This window comes from Aminivibrio sp. (genome assembly GCF_016756745.1).
Taxonomy (GTDB): Bacteria; Synergistota; Synergistia; order Synergistales; family Aminobacteriaceae; genus Aminivibrio.
Window position 1 is genome coordinate 1 of record NZ_JAESIH010000033.1, and the last position, 15,140, is coordinate 15,140.

The window sequence follows — 15,140 nt, forward strand, 5'->3', positions numbered from 1 at the left end:
GCGGAGATCCACTCTTCTGTTTCGGGCTTTATTTCCTCTCCCTCAAGGCGGAAGAAAGACGTTTTGAGAAGGCAGGGCACCCGGACGAAACAGCGCCGCTGGACCCTCTCCGCATCGGAGACGGGAACAACCCAGAGCAGGGGAACACCGTCCTGGAGCCCTCCCCTGGCGACGGAAACGGTGGCCTGGTACAGGGCTCCTTCCGTCTCTATCTTGAGCTTGAGCTCCACGTTCCGAAGAACGGGAAGGAGGGCTCCGCGGAGCAGGGGATGGGAAAGACCCACCAGGTCTCCCTTCACGTCCTCCACCCTGGAGGGATAGGTTCCCTTGTACAGCCCGGCTTCGTTGAAGAGGATGACCTTCGAGCCGATTCTGCCGTTCAGGAAGGCCAGGAACGCCTGGGGAGTCATGGTCTCCATGGTTTACCTCCTCAATCCCAGCCCGCGGGCGAGCCTGAAAAAGAAGGATTTGACGCCCCTTCCAGGCCCAAGAGGCTCCTGCTCGTCCCCGAGACCGAGGATCTTACCGGCAACTGAACGGATGCAACGGGAGGCGTCGCTGTCCGGGAAGGCAGAGAGAACCGGCGTCCGTCTTTTCACCGCAAGGGCGACCGTCTCGTCCCGAAGCACAGTGCCGCCGAAAGCCGGCGAGAGGCCGAGGAACTGGGCCGCCGCGCTCCTGATGCGGTCGGCGACATCCTGCCCCTCTTCCGGGGAGGCCGCCATGTTCACCACCACGGTTACCTCCGTCTTGCCTGCCGCATCCGAAACCAGCGCTTTCAGAACGCTGTAGGCGTCCCTGATCGACGTGGGCTCGGGGGTGGTCACAAGCAGTACGGCGTCCGACGCGGCGCCGAAGGAGATGGTGTTCCTGTGGATGCCTGCCCCGGTGTCGATGACAAGAACGTCGGCCATACCCTCGAGGACGGACATGCTGTCGATGAGATTCAACAGGGCATCCTCGTCGAGGTCGGCCATCTCCCGGACTCCCGGTCCTCCGGGAAGAACGGAAATGTTCTCTCCCAGGGGAAGAATGATATCCCGGACCTGCTTTTCTCCCCGTACGACATGGGCAAGGTTGAACTTCGGCGAGAGGCCGCAGAGCAGGTCGACGTTGGCCATGCCGAGATCGGCGTCGAGAAGCACGACCCGTTTGCCTCTCTCCGCCATGGCCAGGGATAGGTTCACCGAGATGTTGCTTTTGCCCACCCCACCCTTGCCGCTCAGGACTGCGAGGGAACGGAGCCCGGAAAGCCGGCCGGCCGCCCTGTGCTGCATGCCGACGATACGCCGCAGGTCTTTCGCCTGGTCTCCCTTCCTCGTCTCAACGTCAGGCACCGCTTGTTCCCCTCTCTTCCCCGAGGAGCATTTCGGCCAGCCGCACTCCCGATGCCACCTCGATATCGTTGGGTACGTTCTGTCCCGTGGTGATGAAAGAGACAGGTCGGTCGAAGTCCAGGAGGATGTTGAGAAGGGGGCCGTAGGTGGTGGTCTCGTCGGTTTTGGTGAAGATGACCCTGGAGACGGGGACCACGCCCATGCGCTTCACCACGTCGAGCATGTCCCGGTACTTCATGTTCGCGGCGAGAACGAGGTGGACCGCGTCAGGCTGGTAGGCAAGATAAAGTTCCCGCATTTCTTCGATGCGGACCCCGTCCCTCTGGGAACGGCCGGCGGTGTCCAGAAGGACAAGATCAGACTCGCCGGTCTTCTCCAGGACGGGACCGATAAGCTTGGGATCGTCCACCACGTCCATGGGGATACCGAGGATCTTGGAATAGGTTTCAACCTGCTTCACGGCGGCTATCCGGTACGTGTCGGCTGTGAGCAGAAAGACCTTTTTCTTTTTCCACAGGGAATGAATGGCCGCCAGCTTGGCGATGGTGGTGGTTTTTCCCACGCCGGTGGGGCCGATGAGCATGACCTTCCGGCCTCCCAAGGCTTCCCAGGATTCCTGGGCCGCCACGGGAATCTTTTTGCTGAGCCACTGGGCAAAATCCTTCCCCCCGGGGTCGTCCCGGAACCGCTCCACCAGGGAACGGGCGTGAGTTTCGCTCACTTCGGCGGCAAGAAGCTTTGCCAGAATGTCCTTCCCCCCGTCGGACGGGAGGGGAGGAGGGGCCGGTTCGGACCGCTCGGTTTCAAGACGTTTCAGCACGAGGTCCAACCTTCGGGCGATTTCGTTGACTTCATTCTGAAGTTTCTCAGGGGAGACCGTTTCGGGAGGGCCGGCGGGCGGGGGCGTTTTTTCCGACGCCAGCGCAAGCCCTTGCCGCGAAAACTCCACGCCGTCAGGGGTGCCATCCTGGGGGAGAACTTCTTTCTTCACTTTCTGGGGCCGGAGAGAATAGACGCCTGCGGCGGAAAGTGTCCGGTCTCCCCTGAAGGTTTCCCCGTCCAGGGCGGAGGCTTCGTTCCCCGTAACGCCTTCTCCCGGCGAAACCATGGCCTGCTTGATCTCAAGCAGCTTCTGGAACGCCGCGAGCCGTTCCTTTTTCTCCGCGTCGCTCTCGGAACGACGTTCTTCCTCGAGAACGGCGGCGCTCACCTGGAGGACGGTGCGGCGGAAGAGACCGAGAAAGCCCCCGGCCTTCACCCGCCGGGAGGAGAGAATGACCGCGTCCGGCCCCAGACGGTCCCTGACGGTCCGGAGAGCTTCCGCGTCATCTTTCGCTTCGAAGGTGATTTGCGTCCCCCTCTTGATTTTTATAGCCAATTATTCCACCATCCCGACCGATTTAAGCTGTGCACCCTGTGATATTTCATTATAGGATATCACGAACAGGCTTGGCAACGATCCTTCAAGAATCCGCCGCAGGACGAGCCGTACATCGGGGTGGACAAGCAGCACGGGGAGCAGCCCCTTCACGGACATGTCCTCCGCGGCTCTCGAAACGGCTCCGATCATCTTCTGGACTTCCCCGGGATCCATGTTGAACTGCCATCCCCGGAGAAGGTCGCCTTCCATGGCGGCCTTGATCTTCTGCTCCCAGTTCGGGGAAAGGGTGGCTACTGTGACGGTGCCGGTTTCATCCTGCATGCGTATCGTAATCAGCCGGGCAAGGGATTCCCGCACCCGTTCGGTGAGAAAATCCACGCTCCTGGAAATCTTGCCGTAGTCGGCCAGCGCTTCGAAGATACTCACCAGATCACGGATGGGAACCTGTTCCCTGACGAGATTCTGGAGGACCTTCTGGATCTCCCCGAGGGACAGGGCGGCCATCATTTCCTCGACCACGGCCGGTGCGACCTCTTTCACCATGTCGGTGAGTTTTTGTACCTCCTGCCTGGTGAGCAGGTCGGCGCCGAACCGTTTGATGACCTCCGATAGGTGCGTGGCCAGGACAGAGGGAGCGTCCACCACGGTGTACCCGAGGGATTCAGCCTTGTCCCGCATCTCCGGGGAGATCCACACCGCCGGCAGCCCGAAGGCGGGCTCCACGGCGGGAACCCCCACGATTTCCTCCTCGGCGGACCCTGTGTTCATGGCCAGGTAATGGTCCGGAAGAAGCTCTCCCCGTCCCGTCTCCGCTCCCTTGACCCGCAGGATGTACTCCGTCGGTTTGATCTGGATGTTGTCCCGGATCCGTATGGGGGGCACGATGAGGCCGAGTTCCACAGCCATCTGCTTCCTGATGGTCCCGATGCGGTCCAGCATGTCTCCCCCCTGTCCCGGATCCACGAGGGGAATGATGGCATACCCGATTTCCACCTCCATGGGATCCACAGTCAGGAGGTGCATGACATCTTCCGGGGAAGACGGCGCCGCAGCCGCTTTCGCTCCCTCTCCCGGAGCGCCCGGCGCCTGGGGTTTCCCACCTTCCCGCCGCTTCTCCCCTCCTTCGGATTCCTGAATCTTCCCTTCCCTGTAAACCCAGTAGCCCATGAGGGTCAGGAAGCAGCCAAGAAGAAGAAAAGGAATGGTGGGAAGCCCCGGAACCATGGCCAGGGCAAAGAGCAGCACGGCCCCGATAAAGAGCGGCCGGGGATAGTTGGTCAGGGATGTGAAAATGTCCTTTCCCAGGTCCGTCTGCCCTGCGGCCCGGGTGACGATGACTCCGGTGGCCGTGGAGAACAGGAGGGCGGGAATCTGGGAGACGAGACCGTCCCCCACGGTCAGGAGGCTGTACAGGCCCAGGGCCCGTTCAAGGGGAAGGCCCCTCTGGAGCACCCCGATGGACAGTCCGCCGACGATGTTGATGAGGGTGATGATAAGGCCCGCAATGGCGTCTCCCTTGACGAACTTGGAGGCTCCGTCCATGGCTCCGTAGAAGTCCGCCTCCCGCTGGATGGTGAGCCGCCGCTCCCTGGCGTCCGATTCGTCGATGAGCCCGGCGTTCAGGTCGGCGTCGATGGCCATCTGCTTGCCCGGCATGGCGTCCAGAGTGAACCGGGCCGCCACCTCCGCCACCCGCTCGGCTCCCTTTGTGATGACGAGAAACTGGATGATCACGAGGATGAGGAAGACAACTGCGCCGACCACGTAGTTTCCTCCAACCACGAAATTGCCGAAGGCGCTGATGACCTGGCCCGCATCGGCGTTCAGAAGGATGAGCCTCGTGGTGGAGACATTCAGGGCGAGGCGGAACAGGGTCACGATCAGGAGCATGGTGGGGAACGCGGCGAGGTCGAGAGCCCTCCTGGCATAGAATGTGGAAAGCAGGACCACCACGCCGAGGGTGATGTTCACCGTCAGCAGCACGTCCAGAAGCCATGTCGGCAGCGGGATGATCATCATCACCACGATGAGTATCACGAGCCCTGCCATGCCTATATCAGAGTAATGAAGCATTTTTTTGAACACTGACATGTTCGTCGTCGATTCGACCACGCTATCCATCCTTCCCGTGAGCACGTGCCAAGATCCGTTCTATTCTACATGAAAACAGGGGGTTGCCCGTCCTTTTCTTCCGGACCCCGCTGTCCGGCGGCGGGGGAAGGGGGATGTTTTCCCGTCCTGATCCTGTAGACGAAGGCAAGGACTTCGGCTACGGCCCTGTAGAATTCCTCCGGGACTTCCTCCCCTACCTCGAGAGTACCAAAGAGCGACCTTGCCAGGGGCTTGTTCTCGACGACAGGGACGCCGTTTTCTTCGGCGACCTCCCGTATTTTTCCGGCCAGGAAGCCGCTGCCCTTTGCACAGACCACCGGAGCGTCCATGACCTTTCTGTCGTACTCGAGGGCCACGGCCAGGCGCGTGGGGTTGGTGATCACCACGTCGGCCTTTGGCACCGAGGACATCATGCGATTCCTGGCAAGTTCCCTCTGTTTCTGCCGTATCTTGCTCTTGATCTGGGGGTCTCCCTCCATCTGCTTGTACTCTTCCTTCAGCTCCTGCTTGCTCATCTTTATGGACCGCTCAAACTCCCACTTCTGGTAGGCGTAGTCGAACACGGCGATAACGAGGAGCAGGAAGGCCAGGCGAAAACTCAGTCCCAGGAGCTTCCACAAGAGCTGGGAGACCCCCGCCTCGAGGGGGAATCGGATGGCACGGATCAGCTCCGGAGTGTCCTTCCGAAGGGAAAAATAGATCACCAGGGCGAACAGGGCCGCCTTGAGCAGCCCCTTCGCCATTTCCACCAGGAAGCGGAGAGACAGGATTTTTTTCAGTCCCGAGACAGGATTGAACCTGTCCATTTTTGGCGTCAGGGGCTTCGGCGTGATAAAAAAACCAACCTGGGAAACGGTGACGACGAGAGCCCCCAGGGCAGCGGCAAGCCCGATGGGAAGCCAGGGAATCACCAAGGCATACGCCGTCTCCTCCCGGATGACTGATAACCAGCCGTCCTCCCTGAGGGTGTTCTCTCCCATGAAGGCGATCATGTCCGTGGTAAAGGCCACGATCCATGAAAAAAGAAACCTCCAGAAGACCAGGAGGGCAAAGAGTCCCACGAGGATGACGGCCGCGGCTCCGAGGTCCTGGCTTTTCGCCACTCGTCCTTCCTCCCGCTCCTTCCGCCTCTTTCTCGGGGTGGCGGGCTCGGTCCGTTCCTGGGAGAAAAACTGGAGATCGAAGATCATCGCCACGCCGTCGCTCCCTGGAGGGCGAATTCCACGAACCTTTCCAGCTGTTCCGCCATGACCTCTACCGTAACGGGAAGGACCACCATGAGCACGAAAAAACCGAGGGCGATCTTCAGGGGAAGGCCAAGGACAAAGATGTTCATCTGGGGGACGGTCCGGGCGAGAAACCCGAGTCCCACGTCCGCCAGGAGAATCGCCCCGTAAAAAGGGAGGACGAACCGGAGACTCAGGACGAAGGCCTGCTGCAGCCACTCTCCCAGACCAAGATCCCGGGAAAGGGCAAGGGCAAGCTTCCCGGGAGGGACCAGCCTGAGGCTTTCCACCACCGACTGGGTCATCAGAAGATGCCCGTTCCATCGGAAAAAGAACCACAGCCCCACGAGAAACTGGAGCTGGGCGATGATTGAGGCCTGGGTCTCGCTCAGGGGGTCCATGAGACTCACCATGGAGAGTCCCATGGATATGCCGATGAGTTCTCCCGAGATCTGGAGCGCGTACAGGGGGAGCGCCGCGAGAAATCCGATGGCCACGCCGATGAGAAACTCTCTCGCCGCCGCGAGCAGGATGGATGTCCAGTGGTCGAAAACCGCGACCGCCACCGCGGCGTCAGGGATGGTTCCCACCGCCGCGAGAGTGAGAAAAAAAGCGCACCAGAAGCGAAGAGGCAGGGGCATGCTTGACGCCATGAAGGCGGGAGCGGAGAACATCATCCCCGTGAACCGGATCCCCACGAGGAGATAGAAAAGGAGGAGGGTTACGAACCTGGTCTGTTCCGCCGTCATCGGACAAAACGCTCAAGCTGCCCGAAGATGAGCCGCGCCATGTCGCCGACCCGCCCGAACATCCAGGGACCGAAAACCACGAGAGCGAGCAGAACCGCCATGATTTTCGGGATGAAGATGAGGGTCTGTTCCTGGATGGAGGTGGCGGTCTGGAGAATGCCTATAACGAGGCCCACCAGCATGGCCACGAGGAGCACCGGGAGGGCGGTGGTGAGGGTGATCCAGATGGCGTTGCTGAGCACGTCGTACATGTTCACTGAAAACACCGTTCACCCCTCCTAGGAAAAACTTTTCAGCAGGCTCGTCACCACGAGATTCCAGCCGTCGGCCATGACGAAGAGCAGCACTTTGAAGGGAAGGGAGATCATCATGGGCGGCAGCATGATCATTCCCATGGCCATGAGGACGCTGGCCACGATCATGTCCACCACGATGAAGGGGATGAAGATGACCACCCCCATCTGGAAGGCCGTCTTCAGTTCGCTGAGCATGAAGGCGGGCAGGAGGACCCTGGTGGGGATATCTTCCTGGTTTCTCGGCTGCTCCATCCTGGCCATGGTGACCATGAGGGACAGCTCCTCCTGCCTGGTGAACCTGAAAAGGAACTCCCTGACGGGCTTGATGGCGCCCTCCCAGGCCTGGGCTGAGGTTATATTCCCGGCGAGATAGGGGGAGAGGGCGTCATCGTAGACTCTGCCCCATGTGGGCCCCATAACGAAAAGGGTGAGAAAAAGGGCGAGACTGACGATAACCTGGTTGGGGGGGGTCTGCTGGAGTCCGATGGCCCGCTGGACAAACCCCAGGACCACCAGAATCCGCGTGAAGCTCGTCACCATGAGAACGATGGCCGGGGCCAGGCTCAGCACGGTCAGAAGGGCAAGGATCTGGAGGGTCACCGCCACGTCTGAGGGAGATTCCGCCATGCGGACACCGAACTGGAGCGCCGGAAGGGGTATGAACGGAGCCCCGTCCTGCCCGAAGGCCGGGACGGCTCCCGACGGGGCGAGGAACACGGACAAAAGGAGAAGAATCCTATTGAGGGCGGTCTTCGTCCTCGTATTGTTTCCAGTCTTCATATCGCCACCTGCCGATCACCCTCGTCCCGGCACCTCCCGATGCCAGGGCGACCACGTCCGGTCCAAGCCGGACGATAAAAAGAACATCCTTGCCGAGAGGCAAGGATGCCAGCATGCTTACGGCTCCCTTCGCCTTCAGGGGAGCGGCCCGCCGGGAATAACGAACTGCGCCGTATCCCGCGAGAGCGAGAATGGCTAGGCTCAGGCCAATCCGGATCATGTACCCGGTCAAAGAGGGGGATTCAGCCGAAGAAGCCTCCGCGGCGGATGGAATGAGGAAAAACGCTGCCGCGGCGCAGTAACGGGTCATGGCAATCTTTCTAGCCGAGAGCCTTGTTGAGCGCTTCCACCACCCGGTCAGGCTGGAAGGGTTTTACGATGAAATCGGTCGCTCCGGCCTGGATCGCTTCTATGACCATGGGCTGCTGCCCCATGGCGCTCACCATGACGATCCTGGCGCTCCCGTCGATAGCCTTGATGGCCTTCACTGCGTCGATTCCGTTCATTTCCGGCATTGTAATGTCCATGGTGACGATGTCGGGCTTGAATTTCTGGTAGGAGGCCACGGCAACTTTCCCGTTTTCCGCCTCGGCCACCACTTCAAAATCGTTCTTCGTCAGAATGTCCTTCAGCATCATTCTCATGAAGGCGGCATCGTCGACTATCAACACTTTCCTTCCCATTCTTCCACATCCCTCTCTCGGAAACAGCTTGAACGGCGGATTCCTTCCTAGAGTGAATGAACCCTTCCTGCGGAAGACACGATTTCGGTTATGCGGACACCGAAATTTTCGTCAATGACAACCACTTCGCCCTTGGCGACAAGCTTGCCGTTGACCAGAATATCCACAGGCTCACCGGCCATTTTGTCCAATTCTATCACGGATCCCGGCGTCATGTTCAAGATGTCGGAAATATTTTTTCTCGTCCGGCCCAACTCCACTGTTACCCGAACGGGAATATCCGCCACGAGATCGATCCTGCTGTTGCCGTATCCCGTTCCGGGTTTCTGTAGCAGGGGGACGAACTCGGCAGGACGAACATCGACGGAGGACTGGTCATACACGTTTCCGAAGGATGGATGTTCCGCTTCCGGCGCTGCCGTTTCCGCCCGGGGAGCGCCCTGGGGCTGCTTTGGCCCTGACGAAGGGGTCCTGTCGGCTGCCGGAGCTTCTTTTTTCTCCTTCCCGGCGACGAGCTCCCGGACCTCGTCGGCCAGTGCCGTGGCCATGTCTAGGGGAAGCAGCACCCAGAGGGGAAAATCACCGAGCCCCTCGATGGAAACGGATGCGGAGACTGTCCATGTTTGGTCTTCCGGTGACCTGGTGGGAAAGGGTAACCATTCTTCCGGCTCAAGGGCGGAAGAAATATTTTCCGGTATGAGGCGCTTCCCTCCGAGCATGCCGCTCACACCCGTGAAAGCGGCCCCCACTACCTGGCTCAGTCCTTCCTGGGCGGCGTTCAGGTAAAGTTCCCCCGCCTCATCGGGAAGCTCCTTACCCTCTCCGCCCATCATGAGGTCGGCGAGGGTAAGGGCCCCCCGTTCCGTGATGACGAGCACCAGGGGAGCGTCATTGAGCCCGCCGCACGTCGCCCGGAAGGCAAAAGCCGCACCTTCCGGTCTGGAAATGAAATCTCTCTGGGAGAGCACTGCGGTTTCCCGGACAACGGAGGTGACCTCCTTGCCCGCGAGCATGCCGTAGACGCTGGACACCGACGCGGAAAAAATGCCTGCGATGTCGTCCAGAATGCCCTGCCGCTCCGGGGGAATTCCCCCTGTGTCCTTTCCGGCTCCTCCGTCTCCGCCGAAATCGGCTCCTGACAAGAGAGCGTTTATTTCGTCCTGGCTCAGAAGTTCGTCAATCATGGGGCCGCCCCTCCCTCTCTTTCGGGCAGATCATCCTCGCCCTGAATTATCTCCGAAATTTCCGCGGCATACCTGCCGTTTACCGAACCCGGTACGGCCCTGAACTTGACGAGGTTGCCGATGCGTACGCTCAGGGGGTCTTCAAGAGTCTCGTCGAGCTTGATCACATCGCCCGTCCTGAGCTGCATGACGTCCGCCACATTGAGTACCGTGTGCCCCAGTTCCAGGGCAACGGGAACGCGGACGTTCCGGAGGTGCCTCAGGATGTAGTCCCGCGATCCTTCTTCACCCTTCCTCCCCGTGGAGGCGAACCACTGCTGGGAGCTCAGCTTGTCCATGATGGGCTCCATGAGGAAGTAGGGAATGCAGATGCTCACCATTCCCTCGACGTCACCCACTTTCAGCTTCAGAATGACAAGGAGGACCATATCGGTTCCAGGACAGATCTGAACGAAGAAAGGATTGCTCTCGAGGTTCTCGTAGCGGAAACGGACGTCCACCACGGTGCTCCAGCTCTCCTCGAGGAGCTCGAGCATCCTCATGATGACCCTTTCCACCACGGTTCTCTCGATGTCGGTCAGCTCCCTGATCTTTCCCGAAAATCCCCCCTTGCCGCCGAGCATCCTGTCGATAATGGCGAACACAAGGTTCGGGTTGATCTCGATAAGGGCGTTCCCGCTGAAAGGGGACATCTCCAGAATCCCGATCACCGTGGGCTGGACCAGGGAGCGGACGAACTCGTCGTAGGCGAACTGGTCCACCGACGCGACTTCCGCGGAAACCATGGACCGGACCATGGTTGACATGGTCGTGGTCAGCTGCCGGGCAAAGGATTCGTGGATCATCTGGATGGCCCGGAGCTGGTCCTTGCTGAACTTGTCGGGACGACGGAAGTCGTACAGCTTGATCTTCTTTTCGTCTTCCTTCCGCATGGCGTCAACGTCGACGCTTCCGCTTGAGAGCGCTTCGAGGAGAGAGTCTATTTCACTTTGAGAGAGCACATCCGGTGTCACTATAATCCCCACCTCCTTCCCGGTGTACGGATACCCCCGCCCGGCCTACTGCAGAACGAATCCCTCGAAAAGGACCCTGACCACCGGGGCCTTGTCCCGTACGGGGGGCATAATGGCGTTTATCGTTCTCTTGATGTCCTCGGCAAGGGCGAGGATTCCCTCGGCATTCGTCAGGTCCTCGAACAGCCTGTCCTTCGTGAGGAGAATCACCTCGTTCTTCACCCTGGCGAGCCAGCTCGGAGACGCGATCATCTCAAGGGCCCTGGGGCTGCTCATCTCCATGGAGAGCTTGAAATTGACCACGTGATTTCCGGCACCAGCAAGGTTGGATATGAAGTCACCCACAAAAAAGACGGGGCCGGGTTCTTCGATCACCGCCCCCGGCGATCCGCCCTCGGGACTGAGCCACGTCCTCCCGGCGAACACGCCGCCGCCGAACCCGAGGGACAGCAGAAGAAGCGCCAGAAAAAGAAAAAGCAGTATCCGTTTCATTCGAACATCCCCCTTGTCGGCTGCCCTTGCCCCCAGCCTGTTTTACTGCTTCGGATGCCGGGACAGGAAGACCAGGTCCACCCGTCTGTTCAGCGCCATGTGCTCGGGTGTGTCGTTCGGCACAAGGGGCTGGTTGGGCCCGTATCCGATTGCCTGCAGTTTCCGGGGGTCGAAATTTGCCCGGGACTGAAGGTACGACGCAACCGCCGCCGCTCTCGCAGAAGAAAGCCCCCAGTTATCCCTGTAGATTCCGCCCCTGAGGGGAACGGAATCGGTATGCCCCTCCACGGCCACCGCCGGAACGGAATCCTTGATGAACTCCGCAATTTTGGAAAGAACCCGCATTCCTTCCGGCTTCAGATCAGCCTTTCCGGAATCGAAAAGGAACTGGTCCGAAATGGAGACTGCCACGCCTCTCTGGTCGATCCGGACAACCACCTGCTTGTCCAGTCCTTCGCTCCTGAGGTAGTTTCTGAGGTTCTGGGCGACCTGCTGGATATTGGGTGTTACCCTCCGGGACTCTCCGGCCTGGGACGCCGGCCGGCCTCCGAAGACGGCCGCGTCCTGCTGCACAGCTTTCCCTCCCGGCATGAAACCGAGGGCACCCTGGAACGACATGATCATCATCTCAAACTTCTGGACGTCGATGGAAGAAAAGGAGAACAAAAGCACAAAAAAGGTGAGGACCAGGGTCACCATATCACCGTAGGTGACAAGCCACAGCGGCGCCCCGGGAGATGATTCCTCTTTCTTCTTTCGTGTCATCAGGCTCCTCCTTTCGCCTCAGCGGCCTTCTCCTCGAGGTCATGACGCTGTTTCGGGGGAAGAAAGACCTTCAGTTTTTCCTCGACGATCCGCGGGTTCTCACCTGCCTGGATGGCAAGGACCCCCTCCACCATGAGCTCCATGGAGAGAACCTCCTGGGAGGAACGCACGGCAAGCTTTTTCCCTATGGGAAGGGCAAATCCGTTGGCAATGAGCGAGCCGTAAAAAGTGGTCACAAGAGCTACGGCCATGCCGGGACCCAGGGCGTCGGGATTCGAGAGGTTTCCAAGCATGGTGATAAGCCCGATGAGCGTCCCGAGCATGCCGAAAGCCGGCGCCAGTTCGGCCATGGAATCGAAGAAATACTTGTTGGACGAGTGGCGGCTCTCAAGAATACCTATTTCCGTGTCGAGGATGGCCTTGACGAGTTCAGGGTCGGTGCCGTCCACAACAAGCTGGATTGATCTTTTCAGGAATTCGTTGTCCAGTTCCGAAGCATCGGCTTCGAGGGCAAGAAGCCCTTCACGTCTCGCCTTTTCAGCAAAACTTACGATGGTCTGCACCAGGGAGACCAGATCCGGCGATCCTCCGGTAAATGCCATCTTCAGGATCTTCATAAAACTCTTGATCCTCTCGGGAGGGTTCGACACTATCAGCGCACCGCTCGTTCCCCCGAGGACGATCAACATGGACTGGAAGTCGATGAAAGCGACCCCCTGGCCTCCCGCCACCACACCTCCAATGACGAGGATGAAACAGACAGCCAAGCCGATGACGGTTGTAAGATCCACGAAAATCCTGCCTCCCCTGTTGCCGCGTCAGTTGCCGGGACTATAGATCAGTCCCGCTCTCCGTCTTCCGGAAGGGGGGATTTTCCCCCGAAGAAGGAAAAAAGAACCTTCTGCCTGTACTTTACCACTAAATCCACTATTTCATCCATCGGTTCGGCCACCACGTACCGATGACCGTTAACCAGACGGATGACCGTGTCGGGGGTAGACTCCACCGTTTCGATGAGGTCGGCGTTGATGGTGAAGGCCTCGCCGTTTATCCTGCGAAGGGTGATCATGCTTCAGACCTCCCCTACCGCTTGATGTTGATGACTTCTTCGAGTACCTGGTCGCTGGTGGTGACCACCCTGGCGTTGGCCTGGAAACCGCGCTGGGCGATGATGAGCCGGACGAACTCCTCGGAGAGGTCCACGTTGGCCATTTCCAGGGTGCCCCCCGCAATGGTTCCCGCTCCCCCTTCCCCTGCCGCCACGATCTGGGCGAGCCCGGAGTTGTTGCTCGACGCGAAGGCTGTGCTGCCCACCTTGGAAAGGCCCGTGGGGTTGGAGAACTGCGCGAGGGCGATCCGGTACAGCGGAATGGTGACGCCGTTGCTGTAGACGCCCGTTATGGTGCCGTCCTTGCCCGCCGCGAAGTCGTTCAGGATGCCCATGGCATAGCCGTCCTGGAAATACCCCTTGGTGGTGTAGGCGGATCCGTACTGGGTCACGCCCTCCATGACGTCCTTGCCGAAGGCCTCACCGGTGAAATCGAGGGTGATGGCGGCGTCCTCCGCACCGAGGGAAGCGAAATTCAGCCCGATGACCCCGGAGGACCCCGCTGTGATCTTTCCGTCGGAATTGAATTCCATGATCCCCGTATTGTTCGAAATGGTTATTCCGGGTTCGGACGGAAGCCATGCCCTCCAGCGCCACTGGTTGTTGTCGATCTTCTCCCAGCTCACCTCGAGGGTGTGGGCATTGCCCAGGCTGTCGTAGACATCGAGCTTCGTGTTGTGCACGCCGGCGATCTTCTGGTTGAGCGTGGCCACCGATACGCCCCCGTTGAGAAGGGTGACCCCGAGACCGTTCTCGGTGGCCCGGGCGCTCAGGGGACTTCCTCCGATGGCCGTGGCAGCGGCAAGCTGGAATGTGCCGTCGCTGTTCATGGGGATCTCGAGGGTCTCGGGGTCGGCGGCCGTTTCGCTCCAGAGATTGAGAATGCGGTTCCCCGTGGCGGCATCGTCGTCGAACTCCACGAGATAGTTCACGGCCGTTCCCGAGGAGGAGTCGGTCACCATCTGGATGTTCATGAACCCCGAGAGTTCGATCTTCGAAACGATCTGGTTCGAAGAATTGAGCAGGGTCAGGGTGCCGGTTGACGAGTCGTAGTCCGTAGTGAGAGGGTTCGTCGGATCGGCGAAGGCTCCGGTCAGGGTGACGTTAAGCAGGGGGTATCCGGACGTGGTGTCGATTCCGTCGTAGGCGCACACTATCCCGGCGGGGAAGGTTGCTCCCGCGGCGGTTGACAGTGTGAGGAATCCCGCCTGGGTACTGTTTCCTGAAATGTTGCTGAGCACATACCGGTCGGTTCCGAGGTTCACCGTCAGGGACGAGTCGTTGGTTTCAATTCCCATGGGGAGGTAGGCATCCACGCGGCTGTCGAGGTTGCACCGGAATCCGGCAAGCTCCGTGGCCTTGGCGGGAATCTTCTGCCCCACGGGGATGTTGATGTCCATGAGATTGGAACCCATGGTGTAGGAGGATGGGTCGATGGGGTTCACGGACATGCCGAAACCCTTGACCATGTAGCCTGTGCCCGACTGGACAAGATTGCCGTTCGCGTCGAGGATGAAGTTTCCTGCCCGGGTGTAGAGCTGGTTCGTTCCGTCGCTGACCACGTAATACCCGTCGCCCTCGACGGCCATGTCCGTCCGGTTGCCCGTGAACTGGAGCTGTCCCTGGGAATGGATGGTTTCGATGGCAGCTACGTTTACTCCCAGGCCCACCTGCATTGGGTTGATGCCCCCTCGTGCTTCGCCGGGGGCGGAAGCGCCCTTGCTGGTCTGGTACATGAGGTCCTGGAATGTCACGTTCGATTTCTTGAAGCCCACGGTATTTACGTTGGCGATGTTGTTTCCGACCACGTCGAGGAGGGTCTGGTGCCCCCGCACGCCTGATACGCCGGACATAAGGGATCGAAGCATGGTTTCATTTCCTCCTTGTCAATTCTGATATGCCGCAGTCCCTTGCAGTTTCCAGTTCGCCCGGCCTTCCCTGGAGGGCGGTGGTCGGTCCTTGTCGTCACTGAACCGATCCTTCTATTGAATCGGAGGTCCCGGCTGTTTTCTGA

Annotated in this window: 17 protein-coding genes; all 17 read right to left on the minus strand. The window is 59.8% G+C overall.

Going from position 1 to position 15,140, the window contains the following annotated elements:
- Positions 1-419 (minus strand): flagellar brake protein (locus tag JMJ95_RS03570; RefSeq protein ID WP_290682720.1); only part of this gene is annotated, 419 nt, incomplete at its 3' end.
- A gap of 3 nt (positions 420-422) precedes the next feature.
- Complete coding sequence (locus JMJ95_RS03575; protein WP_290682722.1) at positions 423-1,337, minus strand: MinD/ParA family protein; 915 nt, start codon at positions 1,335-1,337, stop codon at positions 423-425.
- Positions 1,330-2,715 carry a flagellar biosynthesis protein FlhF gene (flhF, locus tag JMJ95_RS03580; RefSeq protein ID WP_290682723.1) on the minus strand — a complete coding sequence of 462 codons (1,386 nt, stop codon included), beginning with the start codon at positions 2,713-2,715 and terminating at the stop codon, positions 1,330-1,332. The genes JMJ95_RS03575 and flhF overlap by 8 nt, the downstream gene beginning before the upstream one ends.
- On the minus strand, positions 2,716-4,839 hold the full coding sequence (flhA, locus tag JMJ95_RS03585) for a flagellar biosynthesis protein FlhA (protein WP_290682725.1): 2,124 nt from the start codon (positions 4,837-4,839) through the stop codon (positions 2,716-2,718). It abuts the gene before it with no gap.
- A gap of 35 nt (positions 4,840-4,874) precedes the next feature.
- Positions 4,875-6,020, minus strand: a complete 1,146-nt coding sequence (flhB, locus tag JMJ95_RS03590; RefSeq protein WP_290682876.1) for a flagellar biosynthesis protein FlhB — start codon at positions 6,018-6,020, stop codon at positions 4,875-4,877.
- A complete protein-coding gene (locus JMJ95_RS03595) occupies positions 6,017-6,805 on the minus strand; it encodes a flagellar biosynthetic protein FliR (protein WP_290682728.1) in 789 nt (262 codons plus the stop codon). Before JMJ95_RS03595 ends, flhB begins: the two co-directional genes overlap by 4 nt.
- Positions 6,802-7,071, minus strand: coding sequence for a flagellar biosynthesis protein FliQ (fliQ, locus tag JMJ95_RS03600; RefSeq protein ID WP_290682730.1), 270 nt, complete (start codon positions 7,069-7,071; stop codon positions 6,802-6,804). Before fliQ ends, JMJ95_RS03595 begins: the two co-directional genes overlap by 4 nt.
- 12 nt (positions 7,072-7,083) lie before the next feature.
- Entirely contained in the window at positions 7,084-7,881 is a 798-nt protein-coding gene (gene fliP, locus JMJ95_RS03605) for a flagellar type III secretion system pore protein FliP (protein ID WP_290682732.1), read from the minus strand.
- Positions 7,838-8,191 carry a hypothetical protein gene (locus JMJ95_RS03610; protein ID WP_290682734.1) on the minus strand — a complete coding sequence of 118 codons (354 nt, stop codon included), beginning with the start codon at positions 8,189-8,191 and terminating at the stop codon, positions 7,838-7,840. Before JMJ95_RS03610 ends, fliP begins: the two co-directional genes overlap by 44 nt.
- 10 nt (positions 8,192-8,201) lie before the next feature.
- Positions 8,202-8,564 (minus strand): response regulator, encoded by a 363-nt coding sequence (locus JMJ95_RS03615; RefSeq protein ID WP_133955443.1) that lies wholly within the window; start codon positions 8,562-8,564, stop codon positions 8,202-8,204.
- A 47-nt stretch (positions 8,565-8,611) separates the two neighbouring features.
- Positions 8,612-9,748 (minus strand): flagellar motor switch phosphatase FliY, encoded by a 1,137-nt coding sequence (fliY, locus tag JMJ95_RS03620; protein ID WP_290682737.1) that lies wholly within the window; start codon positions 9,746-9,748, stop codon positions 8,612-8,614.
- Positions 9,745-10,761, minus strand: a complete 1,017-nt coding sequence (gene fliM / locus JMJ95_RS03625) for a flagellar motor switch protein FliM (RefSeq protein ID WP_290682739.1) — start codon at positions 10,759-10,761, stop codon at positions 9,745-9,747. The genes fliY and fliM overlap by 4 nt, the downstream gene beginning before the upstream one ends.
- 45 nt (positions 10,762-10,806) lie before the next feature.
- Positions 10,807-11,253, minus strand: coding sequence for a flagellar basal body-associated FliL family protein (locus tag JMJ95_RS03630; RefSeq protein WP_290682741.1), 447 nt, complete (start codon positions 11,251-11,253; stop codon positions 10,807-10,809).
- A 42-nt stretch (positions 11,254-11,295) separates the two neighbouring features.
- Positions 11,296-12,018: a flagellar motor protein MotB gene (locus tag JMJ95_RS03635; RefSeq protein WP_290682743.1), complete on the minus strand. Its 723-nt coding sequence runs from the start codon at positions 12,016-12,018 to the stop codon at positions 11,296-11,298.
- Positions 12,018-12,809, minus strand: a complete 792-nt coding sequence (locus tag JMJ95_RS03640; protein ID WP_290682745.1) for a motility protein A — start codon at positions 12,807-12,809, stop codon at positions 12,018-12,020. Before JMJ95_RS03640 ends, JMJ95_RS03635 begins: the two co-directional genes overlap by 1 nt.
- A 47-nt stretch (positions 12,810-12,856) precedes the next feature.
- The gene (locus JMJ95_RS03645; protein WP_290682747.1) at positions 12,857-13,087 is read right to left on the minus strand and encodes a flagellar FlbD family protein; all 231 of its coding nucleotides are present in this window, start codon (positions 13,085-13,087) and stop codon (positions 12,857-12,859) included.
- Positions 13,088-13,101: 14 nt separating this feature from the next.
- On the minus strand, positions 13,102-14,994 hold the full coding sequence (locus tag JMJ95_RS03650) for a flagellar hook protein FlgE (RefSeq protein ID WP_290682749.1): 1,893 nt from the start codon (positions 14,992-14,994) through the stop codon (positions 13,102-13,104).
- Positions 14,995-15,140: the final 146 nt, after the last annotated feature.

Bases quoted from the DNA above. Each gene is read 5' to 3' on its own strand.
- flhA (WP_290682725.1), bottom strand. From the start codon at position 4,839: ATGGATAGCGTGGTCGAATCGACGACGAACATGTCAGTGTTCAAAAAA.
- flhB (WP_290682876.1), bottom strand. From the start codon at position 6,020: ATGATCTTCGATCTCCAGTTTTTCTCCCAGGAACGGACCGAGCCCGCC.
- JMJ95_RS03595 (WP_290682728.1), bottom strand. From the start codon at position 6,805: ATGACGGCGGAACAGACCAGGTTCGTAACCCTCCTCCTTTTCTATCTC.
- fliP (WP_290682732.1), bottom strand. From the start codon at position 7,881: ATGAAGACTGGAAACAATACGAGGACGAAGACCGCCCTCAATAGGATT.
- JMJ95_RS03610 (WP_290682734.1), bottom strand. From the start codon at position 8,191: ATGACCCGTTACTGCGCCGCGGCAGCGTTTTTCCTCATTCCATCCGCC.
- JMJ95_RS03615 (WP_133955443.1), bottom strand. From the start codon at position 8,564: ATGGGAAGGAAAGTGTTGATAGTCGACGATGCCGCCTTCATGAGAATG.
- fliY (WP_290682737.1), bottom strand. From the start codon at position 9,748: ATGATTGACGAACTTCTGAGCCAGGACGAAATAAACGCTCTCTTGTCA.
- JMJ95_RS03630 (WP_290682741.1), bottom strand. From the start codon at position 11,253: ATGAAACGGATACTGCTTTTTCTTTTTCTGGCGCTTCTTCTGCTGTCC.
- JMJ95_RS03635 (WP_290682743.1), bottom strand. From the start codon at position 12,018: ATGACACGAAAGAAGAAAGAGGAATCATCTCCCGGGGCGCCGCTGTGG.
- JMJ95_RS03645 (WP_290682747.1), bottom strand. From the start codon at position 13,087: ATGATCACCCTTCGCAGGATAAACGGCGAGGCCTTCACCATCAACGCC.
- JMJ95_RS03650 (WP_290682749.1), bottom strand. From the start codon at position 14,994: ATGCTTCGATCCCTTATGTCCGGCGTATCAGGCGTGCGGGGGCACCAG.